Below are 13,563 nucleotides of genomic sequence, written 5' to 3' on the forward strand. Positions count from 1 at the left end.
CGGCTTATACCCGCTGGGGAAGTTGCCCGCTGTTCTCCCAGCCTTCCGGCATTTTACCCTGAAGCACATAGGACCAGGCAATCAATTCTGCAATTACATAATACAGAGATTCCGGGATTTCCTGCCCGAGATCTAATGTTGCCAGCAAGTCAGAAAGGTAGGGATCTTCGTGAATAAGAATGCCAGCATCTTCAGCGGCCCGAATGATTTCACCGGCCAGTTCACCGTACCCTTTTGACACGACTTTAGGTTTTGCTCCGGCTTCGCCACTGTTGTATCTCAAGCCAATCGCTTTACGTGTTTTGTCACTCATACCAGTGTCTCGAACAGTTGATAGGGCGTATCTTTGAGTGACGGCGGTATTTTTCCCCGTTGACAACTGTGCTGTTCAACCTCAAGACCCAGGCCTTTTAAACGCTTTAACAGCCATGGCATGGTGTCCATAACCTTTATCAACAGTGCATCTGTCGATGTGTATACATTGATATGAATAACGTCCTTATCAATTTTAGTTTTTGCCAGCAGCTCTCCATACTCGCCTGCACTGAGTTTCATGGTCAGATGCCATATTCTCTGTGCGGACGACTTTGCCTGCTCTTCCCGCGCGTCCCGTTCTTCGACACGAAGAAACAGTTCGGGAGGTGGCTGCTCATCACCGGCTACAGGCAACACATAATACAAGGTGTCCTGACCCTGCAACCGGGCTTCTGCACTCTGGAGTTTTTGTTGCTGATGATTAGCGAGCAGTGACTTAACATGATCGAGCAAATGGGTTCTGCTGTCGATTTGCGCCATATCGCCGGCAGTTTTTGATGGCGGACTACCCCCGCCGGCGGAAGCACCACTTCTGACTATTACCGATTCAGCTTTATCCAGCGCTTTTGCAAGGTCGGGCTGATTTCGAACAGCACGGCCTGCAAAACTGATTTGTAATAGTGTGATAAGGGCATTCACGAAACCGGATTGTGATGGCGGATTAAGAATATTCGTTGGCGTTGTCACCAGGGCGGGTGTCTGTAACAGCTGTTTAATCGACTGCGCCGTATCCTGAGACGGAATGCCAGTCTCTGTTTGAACGGTAACGGCATGTTGAATATTGTCAGTTCCCGCGGCAGTTTTTATAACAGGAAGTGAAGCGGCTATCTGAGCGGATAAAGCACTCATTAAATCCCTTGTACCGGCAGCCGTTCCCGGAGACGCTTTGGTAAGGATAGAAACCAGTTTAGTCAGTGCTTCTGATGTAGAACCTGTTTCTGCGAGAAGTTGCCGTGAAAGCTGACGGATATTTTCACTGACGCGGCTAAGCTGTTCGGGCGGCAGGTTCAGCGGCCCTGCAGAAAGGACATCTTTTATATTATTAGATGTCGCACCTGATATTTGCTGACCGGCTACCGGAGCCGCCAGATCCGGTGGCGGTTGGATATGCAATACCGGCAACCCTTTCCGGCTTGCAATGTCTGCCAGTTTAAGCGGGACCGGCGGAAGAGCCTGCAGAGTATTGCTTGCAGATGTCGCTAAAGCAGGTGGCAAATTGACCATAGCAAGGGGGCGTGTTTGGGTGCCCGTCGCTGATAGTTGCGTTCCGCGCATGCTGACATTCAGGGTTTGAAATGTTTCTCTTCCCATACTGCCTGATGGTCCATCGGGTAAATGCAATGAACGTTGCAGAGCCCCCTGCAATTTCCCCTCAATGCTGAGCCCTTCACTGACCAGCGCTTTTGCCAGAGCCAGTTTTACTACCGGCGCCGGTGCCGGTGCATTCACACTTTGAGCAGGCTGGACAGAGCCTTTCCCTTGTGGCGTTAAGGTAATTTGCCATCCTGACTGCCTGTTGTCAGTTGAAGGCGTTATTTTTAACGAAAATTTATCGCCGGCCTCAGTGGCACCGTGTTGGGTTGCCGGTAAATCCAGTTTAATCACTGGTGCGCCGGGTAACTGTAACCTGAGTGTCAGTTGTTTGGGGGACGCCTGCTCAACTATGGCACCCAGAGATAAGGCCGGATTATTTTTGACAAGGCTGAGTTGCTGCGACTGTGCCAGCCCTTCTGCCAGTGCTGTAACCAGTCTTTGTGTGTCAGCCTGTGTCAGCACTGCACTGTGCTTCACAGGCAGAAGTTCAAATAACGTCATCTGACTGACTGATGTTCTGGCCAGGGAAACCTGCGGCTGAGATGTGCTGAGACCGGGATCTTTTACGACAAGTCCCTCCTGAGGGAGGGCGTTCCCGGTTAACTGAATAAGCGGACCGGGTAAACGGGTTATGGCTACTGCAGGCAGCTGCTGCAAGGTGTCTGAACGCAATGCTCCTGCGTCGGCATTAACCGGTGCGGCAGTGGCATTCGCCGAAAACAGTTGAGCAATCTGCAAGTTCATGTCAGATTTATCGGCAACTAATTGAAAAATTCAAGCATTTTGTGCATTTCACTGTTGTCAATGGTCCTTCAGTTTGAACTAAGTCATAAAAAAGTTTAATACGCCAATGGGCGTGATGTGTTCCGTTTTGCCTATGCTAGAATGCCAGACCGGAATATACAAAGATATGTTAAAGAGGATAGCGGTTTGTCGGGACTGGTTGCCAGCAAACTAACGTGCATTAAACGGGACAGAGTACTGTTCGAAGATCTGTCTTTTCAGCTCCTGCCAGGGCAGCTGATTTATTTGCGTGGGCCTAACGGTGCCGGGAAAACCAGTTTGTTGCGTATCCTCAGTGGATTAAGTCAGCCTCAAAGCGGCTCCCTTCTCTGGCAGGGGAAACCATTGGGCGAAGACTGGTTCACCAGCCTCATCTATATAGGACACAAAGCCGGCATAAACGGCATCTTGTCGCCTTTCGAAAACCTTCAATTCTGGTGTGCGCAGCATAAAGTCAGCTTTAACGAAGACAATCTTTATGACGTGCTGGCTCTGGTGGGGCTGGTGGGTATGGAAGATGTACCCTGCCGCACACTGTCTGCAGGGCAACTTCGCCGTGCCGCTTTGGCAAGATTATGGTTGAAGCAGGCAGACGTGTGGATCCTCGATGAGCCTTTTACCGCACTGGATACCCGTGGCGTTGCCCAACTGGAAGATAAAATGTGTGAACATGTAAGCACTGGCGGTGCTGTGTTGACTACCTCACACCAGACACTGAGCCATCGTGCGGGCGGGTATCAGACATTTGATTTGGAGTACCGGTTTTGAGCGGCCTGTATCAGGGGGTTTTTAAACGGGACCTGGCACTGGCATTTCGTCAGAAGGCCGAGCTGGTACAGCCGCTTATGTTCTTATTAATGGTAGTGACATTGTTTCCGCTGGGAATAGGACCCGGCCCTGAAACCCTGCAACGGATAGGACCGGGCGTTATCTGGATAGCCGCAATATTGTCCTCATTGCTCGGGATGGAGCGGTTATTCCGGGACGATTTCGCAGATGGTTCACTGGAACAGTTACAATTATCCGGACAGCCCTACTATGCCGTCGCCGCCCTAAAGGTACTTTGCCACTGGCTGGTGACTTTCATTCCGCTTTTGCTGTTGTCACCTCTGCTTGCGCTGTTTCTCAATCTCACTGTTGACATGTACATAGCGCTGGTACTCACCCTGGTGTTAGGAACACCGCTTTTGTCACTGGTGGGGGCAATCGGCACGGGATTAACAGTAGGGCTTCAGCGTGGTGGCGTACTCCTGGCGCTGCTTTTGATCCCGGTTTTCATTCCATTATTGATATTTGCTACCTCGGCAGTGGATGCAGCTGCGCTACAATTACCCTACAGGGCGCAAATTGCTATTATTGGCGCGATGTTGTTGCTGGCAATGGCATTAGCTCCGGCTGCCATTGCCTACTCTTTAAAAGTGAGTCAGAACTGATGTGGAAGTGGTTACATCCCTACGCAAAGCCTGAGCGGGCTTACCAGCTTTGTAATACGCTGCTCCCCTGGTTTTCAGTGGCTGCAGTAATCAGCTTGTTGTGCGGTACAGTATGGGGGCTTTTATTTGCGCCTCAGGATTATCAGCAAGGTGACTCCTTCAGGATTATCTACATCCATGTGCCATCTGCCATGTTGTCAATGAGTACCTATGTCGCCATGGCCGTAGCTGCGCTGGTGGGAATGGTCTGGCAATGGCGGACCGCGTACATGGCCATGATTGCCATGGCGCCTGTGGGTGCTGCAATGACATTCATTGCTTTGCTTACCGGTGCGGCATGGGGGAAACCTATGTGGGGCGCATGGTGGGTGTGGGATGCCCGGCTCACATCAGAACTTATTTTGCTGTTTTTGTATTTTGGCGTCATTGCCTTATATACCGCGTTTGAAGATAAACAGCAGGCGGGTAAAGCGGCAGGTGTTATGGCGCTGGTGGGGGTTGTGAACATCCCGGTGATCCACTATTCAGTAGAATGGTGGAATACATTGCATCAGGGTTCCACCATCACCAAATTCGACAAGCCGTCTATTGCACCGGAAATGTTGTGGCCACTGCTGATTAATCTTGCAGGCTTTGCGCTGTTTATCGCCGCTGTTACGACCATGCGTATGAAAACTGAAATTCTGCGGCGGGAAATGCACCGGCCCTGGGTGCGGGATATCACCGGTTTGCGGGAGACATCTGATGCAATTTAACAGTTGGGCAGAATTTTGGGCTATGGGTGGTTACGGATTTTACGTCTGGCTGTCCTTTGGCATTGCCGCGCTGGTGATGACCGGCATTATTTGTCAAAGCTGGCTGGCGCATAAGCAACTCATCCGCCACATTGCTGCTGAGCAAAAACGTAAAGGGCGCATCCGTAAGGCTGCGCAAGCCGCTCAGGCCTCTTCCCCTAATTCTGACAGGAGCGTTTAGTATGAATCCGCGCAGAAAACAAAGGTTATTAGTTGTTACTCTGGTTGGCGCGCTGGTTACCGGTGCTGTGGGCCTGATGCTGTTCGCATTGACCGACAGCATCGATTTGTTTTACACGCCATCTCAAATTGTCGATGGCCGTGAAGGCGTGAAGCCACAGGTTGGCCAGCGACTGAAAATAGGCGGAATGGTTGTGCCCGGCACTGTCAACCGTGACAAAGAAAGTCTCGCGGTATCCTTCGACCTTGTCGATACAGGGCCCGCAGTAACGGTGCGTTTCAAAGGCATTCTGCCGGACCTTTTCCGCGAAGGGCAGGGAATTGTGGCTACCGGTACACTGGTGGCAGACCGTGTCATTGAAGCGCAGGAAGTGCTGGCAAAACACGACGAAGATTATATGCCGCCGGAACTGGCTGAACAGATGAAAGGCATTAAACACGTGAAGCCGGCAAATACCGGAGCCGGACAATGATCCCTGAACTGGGTAATATTTCACTGACACTGGCACTGGTATGCGCGATTTTACTGGCTGTGTATCCGCTGTGGGGCGCACAGACAAAGCATACTTTTTTGATGGGCACCGCCAAGCCGCTGGCCTCAGGCATGTTCCTGTTTACATTGCTGGCGTTTGTTGCGCTGGTGTGGGCCTTCGTCACCGATGATTTCAGTGTCGCTTACGTAGCGCAACATTCTAACAGCAGACTGCCGGACTATTACAAAGTGACAGCCGTGTGGGGCGGACATGAAGGTTCGTTCCTGCTGTGGGTACTGATGTTATCTGTCTGGACCATGGCTGTAGCAATATTTTGCAAAGGCATTCCGGATGAAATGGTATCCCGTGTTTTGTCGGTGTTGGGCGCTGTGGGGATCGGTTTCTACCTGTTTATGCTGCTCACTTCAAACCCTTTTGACAGCATGTTGCCTTTCTTTCCCGTGGACGGGCGGGACTTAAATCCTCTTTTGCAGGATTTCGGCATGATTATTCATCCCCCCATGCTGTATATGGGATACGTGGGTTTCTCTGTTTCCTTTGCCTTTGCCATTTCCGCACTGATTTCCGGTCAGCTGGATTCAACCTGGGCACGTTGGTCACGCCCCTGGGTGATTGCTGCATGGTCGTTCCTCACCGTGGGGATCGCGCTGGGAAGCTGGTGGGCCTATTATGAGCTCGGCTGGGGCGGATGGTGGTTCTGGGATCCTGTTGAGAATGCGTCCTTCATGCCATGGCTGGTTGGTACGGCGCTGATGCATTCTCTGGCTGTGACAGAAAAGCGTAAGGTGTTTAAATCCTGGACTGTTCTGTTAGCCATCGCAGCGTTTTCATTAAGCCTGCTAGGCACTTTCCTGGTGCGCTCCGGCGTCATTGTATCTGTACACTCCTTTGCCAGTGACCCGTCAAGAGGACTTTTTATACTCGGTATTCTGGTAGTGCTGTCCGGAACCGGTTTATTGCTATATGCGCTGAGAGCATCACAGCTGAAATCACCAGGCCGTTATGGCCTGTTTTCCCGTGAAGTCCTGCTGATGGGGAACAATGTATTTTTGTGTGCAGCAACACTGGTGGTGCTTCTGGGCACGCTGCTACCTCTGGTTCATAAAGAGCTTGGCCTGGGTTCTATATCCATCGGTGCACCGTTCTTTAATCAGATGTTTACTGTCCTGATAGTACCTTTCGTGTTCTTTCTTGGCCTCGGCCCGCTGACAAGATGGAAGCACCAGGCGCCGGGTGCATTGCAAAAGCAAATTTCCATTGCCGCCGGGCTGAGTATCAGCGCCGGGTTACTGATTAATTTTACCTACGACTCTCCCACCTATATGGCTGCTCTCGGCCTGGTACTGGCTGCGTGGATCCTGGTGACCTCGGTGCTGGAAGTCATGCAGCGCACTGATGCAATGCCGCAGGACAGCTTGTGGCGGAAATTACGAAAGCTCACACCCAGCCACTGGGGCATGGTTCTTGGGCACCTTGGTTTTGCTGTCACGATTATTGGTATCACCCTTGTGTCAAATTACGCGCTGGAGCGTGATATCCGTATGGCCCCCGGAGAGACCGCAGAACTCGGCGGTTACACGTTCAAATTCAGTGAAGTGAAACCGTTTCAGGGCCCTAATTATACCGCTGATATCGGCGTTTTTGATGTGTATGTTGATGGTGAAAAACTGGTCCACCTGGAACCGGAAAAACGCATGTATACCGTGCAGAGAATGCCGATGACGGAAGCGGGCATTCACTCCACCGTCTTCCGTGACCTTTTCATTGCTATGGGCGAACCTCTTGATGACGGTGCCTGGGCGGTGCGGGTGTACATTAAACCCTTTGTCACATGGATCTGGGCCGGAGCAGTTATTATGGCGCTGGGTGGGATCTGCTCTGTTTCAGACCGCCGCTACCGGATGGCGAGGCTGGCAAAAGTGAAAAAAATCTTTCGTGCTTCAACATCCCCTATGGCAGGAGAGCAGGGATGAAAAAAACAGGTTTATTTGTTATTCCGCTGGTGATTTTTCTGGCTCTGGTGGTGTTTCTTTTTCAGGGACTGTTTTCCGATCCCAGAGCACTGGACTCACAAGTGCAGGATAAGGTGGTGCCGGACTTCTCGTTGCCCGATCTGATGCAGCCTGATGTTGTTTACACTCCCGACGTTTTTAAAGGCAAGGTCACGATTCTGAACGTGTGGGGCGTATGGTGTGTTACCTGTGCCGTTGAAATGCCTTATCTCACGGAACTACGTAATGAGCAGCAGGTCAACTTTGTCGGTTTGTATTTTGATCAGGATCTGGACCCTGACTTCGGCACGAAAACACTGAGCCGGGTGCAGCAGGAAGTCACGTCAATGCTAAGCCGCTACGGCAATCCGTATCAGTACAATATCTTTGATGTTTACCGTGACACCTCGCTGGATTTAGGTGTGACCGGTGCTCCGGAGCACTTCCTGATAGACAGCCGCGGTATTGTCAGAATGCATCACATCGGTGATATCAATCCCAGAGTCTGGGAAACCAAAGTCGGGCCCTTGTACCGTAAGCTCCTGACTGAGCAGGAAGCGCAGCAAGCCGGAGGAGCCCGATGAATAGCATACGGATAGCTTTGCTTTTACTGGTTTCTTTACTGTCTGTGACCGCGATAGCGGTAGAAGATAACTATGCTTTTGACGATCCGGCCCGGCGGGCACTTTTTCTCAAGCTGACCGGAGAACTGCGTTGTCCCATGTGTCAGAACCAGAATATTGCCGATTCTGACGCCATGATCGCCCATGATATGCGCAGGAAAGTGTATTCTCTGATGCAGCAGGGCAAGTCGGAAGATGAAATCATCAGCTACATGAAAGAACGCTACGGTGACTTTGTTTACTACAAGCCGCCGGTGAACATTGCCACATTCTGGTTATGGGCTCTACCCGTGCTGTTTATTGCAGTGGTGCTATTCTTCGTCACCCGTAAGTCAGGGCAGAGTATGCCGGTGGACACGGAAGAGAAATTAAAGCGCGCAGAAGCTATGTTAAAGCAGGATAAAGAATGAGCTGGATTGAATTCGGGCTGATTACCTCAGGACTTATCACACTGGTTCTGTTGCTCATTGCCTTCCCCTGGTTACGTCGTCGTGAAGTACGTCAGCGGGATGTATTGTCGAATATTGAAATTGTCCGTCAGCGGCTGACTGAACTGGAAAGAGAGGTCTCTGAAGGTCTCATTTCCGAAGCTGACAGGCAAAAAGCCAGTGATGAACTGAAGCTGGCTATGGTGGATGAGGCCGGTTCTGAAGCGACGGTGAAGAAACAGTCTGCATTTCTGCCTTTGCTGACCGGTGCAGTGCTGGCCATAGCAACGGGCACCATTGTTTACGGGTCGGTCAACCATCTGCAACAGGTCAGACAGGCTGAGGCAGCGATTGAGTCATTACCGGAATTGAGTGACAAGCTGGCATCCGGTGATGCCGGTAACTTCACCGCGCAGGATATTGCCAGCCTGACCTATGCTATCCGTCAGCGGCTACGCAGCGAACCCGAAGATGCTACCGGATGGATGTTTCTGGGCCGGTTGTGGATGTCTGTGGGAGAAGATGAACAGGCCTTACAATCCATTCAGCGGGCTATGTCACTCAAACCCGGTGACATGACTATCAGGATTACCTATGCACAGGCATTGATGGTATCTGATGACGCCGGAAAGCTGGCCGCTGCCCGGCGGGTTTTGCAGAGTCTGACAGAAGAAAACCCTGAGAATGACAACTTGTCTTTGATGATGGCTGTGGTATCGGCAAGGCTGGGTGATCTGGCCGGCACCGAACGGTACTTTGCGCTTATCCGCAATAAACTGCCGCCGCAACATGAAACCCGCCTGGCGCTGGAAGAACGTATTGCCGGTCTTAAAAAACAGCAACAAGCTGTGCCTGTTGCAGCAGAGCAAATGACTGCTAAAACCGGGTTTGATATTACGGTAACTATTGCTGATGAAATAAAAGATAAACTCCCTGACGATGGTTATCTGATTGTTTATGCGCAGGATGCACAGAGTGAAAACCGTATGCCGGCGGCAGTAGTTAAAATGCAGTTACAAAATTTTCCTGTATCTTTGTCTCTAAGTACGGATAATGCCATGGTGCCAACGTTCACTTTGGCATCTCTGCAGCAGGTTAAGCTTACCGCAAGAATATCGACCGGTGATGATGTTATGCCCGCTGCCGGAGACCTCAGTGGAGTACTTACGGTACCGGTGTCACCGGGCGAAGTGCTCCCGCTCCCGATACAAATCAACAAGGAATTGCAGTGATCAATACGTCTAAATCACTCTTCGCCTGCATTTTGCTGGGCATAACGTTAATGTCAGGTTGCGCCAGTCAGCGTGCGGTGGATGAGCAGGCACAGGCCACCAATGAGTTACCGGAAGGTGACCCGAGGGATCCGCTGGAGCCACTGAACCGTGTGGCCTGGAATTTCAACTGGGAAGTACTTGATCAATACATATTGCGCCCGGTAACAATTGGTTATGTGACGGTCATGCCGCAATTTGCCCGGACCGGGCTTGTGAATGCTACCAATAACCTGGATGAGCCCGGCAATATGTTCAATAACTTTTTCCAGGGAAAAATTGATGAAGGGCTGGATAGCCTGGCCAGATTTATCATCAACTCTACCGTAGGATTGTTCGGTGCGTTTGATGTGGCCGACGCGATGGGTATCAAACGTCAGCGTGAGAATTTTGGAGAAGTACTCGGCTACTGGGGCGTGGAAACAGGTCCTTACCTTATGTTTCCTGCACTGGGGCCAAGCGATCCGCGCTCACTGGCCGGTGATGTAGCGGATAATGTGTATTATCCGATGACTGTGCTTACCGGTAGTATGAATGTGGCCCGTTTCGCTGTCTCTATTCTGGAAGGCCGAGCAGGGTTGATCGATCAGGAGCCGCAGCTTGAGCAGGCGATTGATGACTATGCCTTCATTAAAAACGCCTATTTCCAGAATCTGGAATTTCGTGTGACTGACGGAAAAAGTGGCGAAAAGGTGATTAAGCAGGAAGAGTTGGACGATTTCGAAGAATTCGAATCTATGCTTGATGATCTTGATTTGCCTGAAGAACAGAATTAACCGCCATTCAGATTGCTACAGTAATAAATGTATGCGGAGAAAGTTTCTCCGCACTCCGGTTACTTATTCCGGCACACATTTCAATGTGCCGGTTCATAATCAGTCCTGGTAACCTTTCGGGTTATTTGACTGCCAGTGCCACACATCTTTACACATGTCCTGCAGGTTTTTTTCAGCATGCCAGTTAAGCTCTTTTGCCGCCAGTGTAGGGTCGGCATAACAGGCTGCAACATCACCGCTGCGTCTGGGAGCTATCCGGTAGTTAACAGTTTGCCCTGATGCTTCTTCGAATGCTTTAATCATCTCCAGCACGGAATAGCCCTGTCCGGTTCCCAGATTGTACACATCCAGTCCCATATTTAGCGCCAGACGGTCAAGTGCTTTCAGGTGCCCATTGGCAAGGTCTTCAACGTGAATGTAGTCTCTTACGCCTGTACCATCTTCTGTATCGTAGTCATCACCGAATACGCTCAGTTGTTCCAGTTTACCTGTAGCTACCTGAGAGATGTATGGCATCAGGTTGTTCGGAATACCATTAGGATCCTCACCAATCAGGCCTGACTTATGTGCACCCACCGGATTGAAGTAACGCAACAATACGATATTCCATTGTTCATCTGACTTGTACAAATCTGTCAGCATGTGTTCCACCATGAGTTTTGACATGCCGTAAGGGTTAGTCGGATGACCTGTTGCCATTTTCTCATGCAATGGTAACGATACAGGATCGCCGTAAACGGTGGCTGAAGAGGAGAAAACCAGATTCATGACATTGTGCTTACGCATTGCCTTACACAGGCTCAGCGTGCCGTACATGTTGTTTTCATAGTATTCCAAAGGCTTCTGTACAGATTCACCAACCGCCTTCAGACCGGCAAAGTGGATCACTGCATTGACCTGATGCTGGCTGAAAATGGTATTCAGTACATTGTCATCGCGGATGTCACCCTGTACGAATGTCACGTTTTTGCCAGTGATTTTTTCAACACGACGAAGGGATTCGGCACTGGAATTAACCAGGTTATCGAGTACGACAACATGATACTCCTGTTCCAGCAGCTGAAGCACAGTGTGGCTGCCGATATATCCTGCACCGCCTGTTACCAGGATGGTTTTCATTGTCTCTCCTTAGATAATATTTGTGGCACATACTTGGCGCACAGTGAATATTGAATAGGTTTCACGACTAACGGATACAACAAAAATACCAGCAATGCCCACAGCAATGAGTGCCAGTTCGTCGTTGTCCGTATAATCAATGCAAACACCGGTACGATAACCAGTAGTTTTAAAATATTGAGCAGAGTTTTTTCGGGGACAGTGAGACATTTTGCGGCACTGTCCATCACAGTCATACGCTGAGCAAGGGGAAGAGCGGACAGGCCCGGAATTTGTCTGGTAGAAAAATAAATTGCCATTACTGCTTGATGATCCTGAAAAGAAAAAACCGCTGAACCAGGAATAACGTTACAGCGGTTTATAATAGATTAATCGGTAGCGGGATCAACCCGCCTTTGGTGGAAGGTGTTTAATCTTCCTGTGGCAGCTTCTCCCAGCTACGGGTTTTCAGCGAGAATACCAGAACCAGTACACCGATGACGCCGGCAAACATGGCGATATTGCTGAACAGTGCCGACACATTATCTGACTCTGTACCAAACGCACCGGCCATTACACCAGCAATCACACTACCGATAGAGTAAGTCAGTACGAACAGACCCATCAGCTGTCCTGAGAAGCGGCGGGGGGATAATTTACTTACCGCACTTAATGCTACGGGGCTTAAACACAGTTCACCCACAGTGTGCAGGAAGTAGGTAGCAACTAACCAGTAAGGCGCCACTTTCTGATCGCCCGCTGCATACATGGCTGCAAAAAACATTACGATGAAACCGCTGCCCATGATAAGGGTACCCAGGGCACACTTGATACCGTAGGAAGGATCCATCATTCGTTTACCTAACTGGATCCACAGGGCGGCAAAGAAAGGTGACAGTACAATAATGAACAACGAATTGAGTGACTGGAACCAGGCGAAAGGAATTTCAAAGTCGCCCCACATGCGGTCAGTATCTTCGTTAGCAAACACGTTCAGTGAAGAACCTGCCTGTTCGAAGCCGGCAAAGAAGCAGGAAGAGGCTACGCAGATTAAGAACAATGCAAGCATCCGCTTCTTTTCATTTTCACTTAAATCGCCGAAGAAATAGATGAAACCAAAATACAGCAGGAAAATAGCAGTAAACAGATAGGCTACCGATTCTGCGACTTCTGCAACATCAATGACCAGATAACCCATGCTCATAGCATAAGTGACGATGGACAGTGTGACGAGGAATAAAATAATGCCGGTCCAGCTTTTCTTCACACCGGCTGGTGTCATGTTCACTGTAGGACTCGCTGATTCTGAAGGCAGTTTATGCTGAGTCATTTTGTATTGAACAAGACCAATACCCATGCCCACTGCAGCAGCACCAAATGCCCAGTGATAACCCTGGTTAACGGCTAACCAGCCACACACCAGGTTACCGATAATTGACCCGATATTGATACCCATGTAATACAGGGTGTAACCACTGTCGCGGCGGGCATCATGTTCAGAATAAAGCTGACCGACCATTGCACTGATGTTGGGTTTCAACAAACCTGTGCCAAGCACAACCAGGATTAAGCCAATAAAGAAGGTAGAGGTGGTGGGGATGGCCAGCACGATATGGCCGCACATAATAATAATACCGCCGTACCACACTGCATTCTGGCCACCGAACAGACGGTCTGCCAGCCAGCCGCCGGAAAGGCCCATGAAATAAACTGCACCGGTATACAAGCCATAAATGGCATAGGCGGTTTCTTTGTCGAACCCTAAACCTTCCTGCTGGATGGTGAGAGTCATGAAAATAACAAGCAGGGCGCGCATACCGTAGTAACTCATGCGCTCCCACATTTCAGTGAAGAACAGTGTCTGCAGGCCCCCCGGATGGCCAAAGAAACTGGAATCGTTAGATGTTTTTATTGTCACAATGTCGTTCCGTTTTGTAATGATTGTTATTGGTTTTGTAATTCATTGCCTGAGATAACGGCGGTTCTGTTTCCTTGCGGACTCAGTCAGGTGAATTAATGCCTGACTCCACTATACACAAGAGAATTACAGGGTAAAACGCTTA

General features: G+C 50.1%; 15 protein-coding genes. 10 read left to right on the top strand and 5 right to left on the bottom strand.

Going from position 1 to position 13,563, the window contains the following annotated elements; genetic code table 11:
* Positions 1 to 4: 4 nt before the first annotated feature.
* Both ACXAH4_RS16350 and ACXAH4_RS16355 read right to left on the bottom strand, forming a co-directional pair.
* Entirely contained in the window at positions 5 to 313 is a 309-nt protein-coding gene (locus tag ACXAH4_RS16350) for an EscU/YscU/HrcU family type III secretion system export apparatus switch protein (RefSeq protein WP_474844574.1), read from the bottom strand.
* Positions 310 to 2,373: a hypothetical protein gene (locus ACXAH4_RS16355; RefSeq protein ID WP_474882665.1), complete on the bottom strand. Its 2,064-nt coding sequence runs from the start codon at positions 2,371 to 2,373 to the stop codon at positions 310 to 312. The genes ACXAH4_RS16350 and ACXAH4_RS16355 overlap by 4 nt, the downstream gene beginning before the upstream one ends.
* A 141-nt stretch (positions 2,374 to 2,514) precedes the next feature.
* On the opposite strand from ACXAH4_RS16355, the gene ccmA reads away from it, so the two are divergent.
* The 10 genes from ccmA to ACXAH4_RS16405 are packed head-to-tail and all read left to right on the top strand — an operon-like array spanning position 2,515 to position 10,402.
* On the top strand, positions 2,515 to 3,180 hold the full coding sequence (ccmA, locus tag ACXAH4_RS16360; protein ID WP_474851167.1) for a cytochrome c biogenesis heme-transporting ATPase CcmA: 666 nt from the start codon (positions 2,515 to 2,517) through the stop codon (positions 3,178 to 3,180).
* Positions 3,177 to 3,845 carry a heme exporter protein CcmB gene (ccmB, locus tag ACXAH4_RS16365; protein ID WP_303574465.1) on the top strand — a complete coding sequence of 223 codons (669 nt, stop codon included), beginning with the start codon at positions 3,177 to 3,179 and terminating at the stop codon, positions 3,843 to 3,845. Before ccmA ends, ccmB begins: the two co-directional genes overlap by 4 nt.
* On the top strand, positions 3,845 to 4,600 hold the full coding sequence (locus tag ACXAH4_RS16370; protein WP_474850959.1) for a heme ABC transporter permease: 756 nt from the start codon (positions 3,845 to 3,847) through the stop codon (positions 4,598 to 4,600). Before ccmB ends, ACXAH4_RS16370 begins: the two co-directional genes overlap by 1 nt.
* A complete protein-coding gene (gene ccmD / locus ACXAH4_RS16375) occupies positions 4,590 to 4,820 on the top strand; it encodes a heme exporter protein CcmD (protein WP_474865695.1) in 231 nt (76 codons plus the stop codon). The genes ACXAH4_RS16370 and ccmD overlap by 11 nt, the downstream gene beginning before the upstream one ends.
* A 1-nt stretch (position 4,821) precedes the next feature.
* Complete coding sequence (gene ccmE / locus ACXAH4_RS16380; RefSeq protein ID WP_119500454.1) at positions 4,822 to 5,292, top strand: cytochrome c maturation protein CcmE; 471 nt, start codon at positions 4,822 to 4,824, stop codon at positions 5,290 to 5,292.
* Positions 5,289 to 7,286, top strand: coding sequence for a heme lyase CcmF/NrfE family subunit (locus ACXAH4_RS16385; RefSeq protein WP_474882667.1), 1,998 nt, complete (start codon positions 5,289 to 5,291; stop codon positions 7,284 to 7,286). Before ccmE ends, ACXAH4_RS16385 begins: the two co-directional genes overlap by 4 nt.
* Positions 7,283 to 7,888, top strand: coding sequence for a redoxin family protein (locus ACXAH4_RS16390; protein ID WP_474882668.1), 606 nt, complete (start codon positions 7,283 to 7,285; stop codon positions 7,886 to 7,888). Before ACXAH4_RS16385 ends, ACXAH4_RS16390 begins: the two co-directional genes overlap by 4 nt.
* On the top strand, positions 7,885 to 8,337 hold the full coding sequence (locus tag ACXAH4_RS16395) for a cytochrome c-type biogenesis protein (protein WP_474844583.1): 453 nt from the start codon (positions 7,885 to 7,887) through the stop codon (positions 8,335 to 8,337). The genes ACXAH4_RS16390 and ACXAH4_RS16395 overlap by 4 nt, the downstream gene beginning before the upstream one ends.
* Positions 8,334 to 9,587: a c-type cytochrome biogenesis protein CcmI gene (gene ccmI, locus ACXAH4_RS16400; protein WP_474844584.1), complete on the top strand. Its 1,254-nt coding sequence runs from the start codon at positions 8,334 to 8,336 to the stop codon at positions 9,585 to 9,587. Before ACXAH4_RS16395 ends, ccmI begins: the two co-directional genes overlap by 4 nt.
* The gene (locus tag ACXAH4_RS16405) at positions 9,584 to 10,402 is read left to right on the top strand and encodes an MlaA family lipoprotein (RefSeq protein WP_474850973.1); all 819 of its coding nucleotides are present in this window, start codon (positions 9,584 to 9,586) and stop codon (positions 10,400 to 10,402) included. The genes ccmI and ACXAH4_RS16405 overlap by 4 nt, the downstream gene beginning before the upstream one ends.
* Before the next feature lie 99 nt (positions 10,403 to 10,501).
* On the opposite strand, the gene galE is transcribed toward ACXAH4_RS16405, so the two are convergent.
* The 3 genes from galE to ACXAH4_RS16420 form a co-directional block, all read right to left on the bottom strand.
* On the bottom strand, positions 10,502 to 11,521 hold the full coding sequence (gene galE / locus ACXAH4_RS16410; RefSeq protein WP_474844586.1) for a UDP-glucose 4-epimerase GalE: 1,020 nt from the start codon (positions 11,519 to 11,521) through the stop codon (positions 10,502 to 10,504).
* Positions 11,518 to 11,820: a DUF6170 family protein gene (locus ACXAH4_RS16415; RefSeq protein WP_303574457.1), complete on the bottom strand. Its 303-nt coding sequence runs from the start codon at positions 11,818 to 11,820 to the stop codon at positions 11,518 to 11,520. Before ACXAH4_RS16415 ends, galE begins: the two co-directional genes overlap by 4 nt.
* A 110-nt stretch (positions 11,821 to 11,930) precedes the next feature.
* Positions 11,931 to 13,412, bottom strand: coding sequence for a peptide MFS transporter (locus ACXAH4_RS16420; protein ID WP_474844842.1), 1,482 nt, complete (start codon positions 13,410 to 13,412; stop codon positions 11,931 to 11,933).
* Between the last annotated feature and the right edge of the window lie 151 nt (positions 13,413 to 13,563).

This window comes from Alteromonas sp. ABV2_168 (assembly GCF_056161165.1).

Coding starts and splice junctions, on each gene's coding strand:
- ccmE (WP_119500454.1), top strand. CDS start 4,822: ATGAATCCGCGCAGAAAACAAAGGTTATTAGTTGTTACTCTGGTTGGC.
- ACXAH4_RS16385 (WP_474882667.1), top strand. CDS start 5,289: ATGATCCCTGAACTGGGTAATATTTCACTGACACTGGCACTGGTATGC.
- ccmA (WP_474851167.1), top strand. CDS start 2,515: ATGCCAGACCGGAATATACAAAGATATGTTAAAGAGGATAGCGGTTTG.
- ccmD (WP_474865695.1), top strand. CDS start 4,590: ATGCAATTTAACAGTTGGGCAGAATTTTGGGCTATGGGTGGTTACGGA.
- ACXAH4_RS16395 (WP_474844583.1), top strand. CDS start 7,885: ATGAATAGCATACGGATAGCTTTGCTTTTACTGGTTTCTTTACTGTCT.
- ACXAH4_RS16355 (WP_474882665.1), bottom strand. CDS start 2,373: ATGAACTTGCAGATTGCTCAACTGTTTTCGGCGAATGCCACTGCCGCA.
- ccmI (WP_474844584.1), top strand. CDS start 8,334: ATGAGCTGGATTGAATTCGGGCTGATTACCTCAGGACTTATCACACTG.
- ACXAH4_RS16350 (WP_474844574.1), bottom strand. CDS start 313: ATGAGTGACAAAACACGTAAAGCGATTGGCTTGAGATACAACAGTGGC.
- ACXAH4_RS16370 (WP_474850959.1), top strand. CDS start 3,845: ATGTGGAAGTGGTTACATCCCTACGCAAAGCCTGAGCGGGCTTACCAG.
- ACXAH4_RS16415 (WP_303574457.1), bottom strand. CDS start 11,820: ATGGCAATTTATTTTTCTACCAGACAAATTCCGGGCCTGTCCGCTCTT.
- ACXAH4_RS16390 (WP_474882668.1), top strand. CDS start 7,283: ATGAAAAAAACAGGTTTATTTGTTATTCCGCTGGTGATTTTTCTGGCT.
- galE (WP_474844586.1), bottom strand. CDS start 11,521: ATGAAAACCATCCTGGTAACAGGCGGTGCAGGATATATCGGCAGCCAC.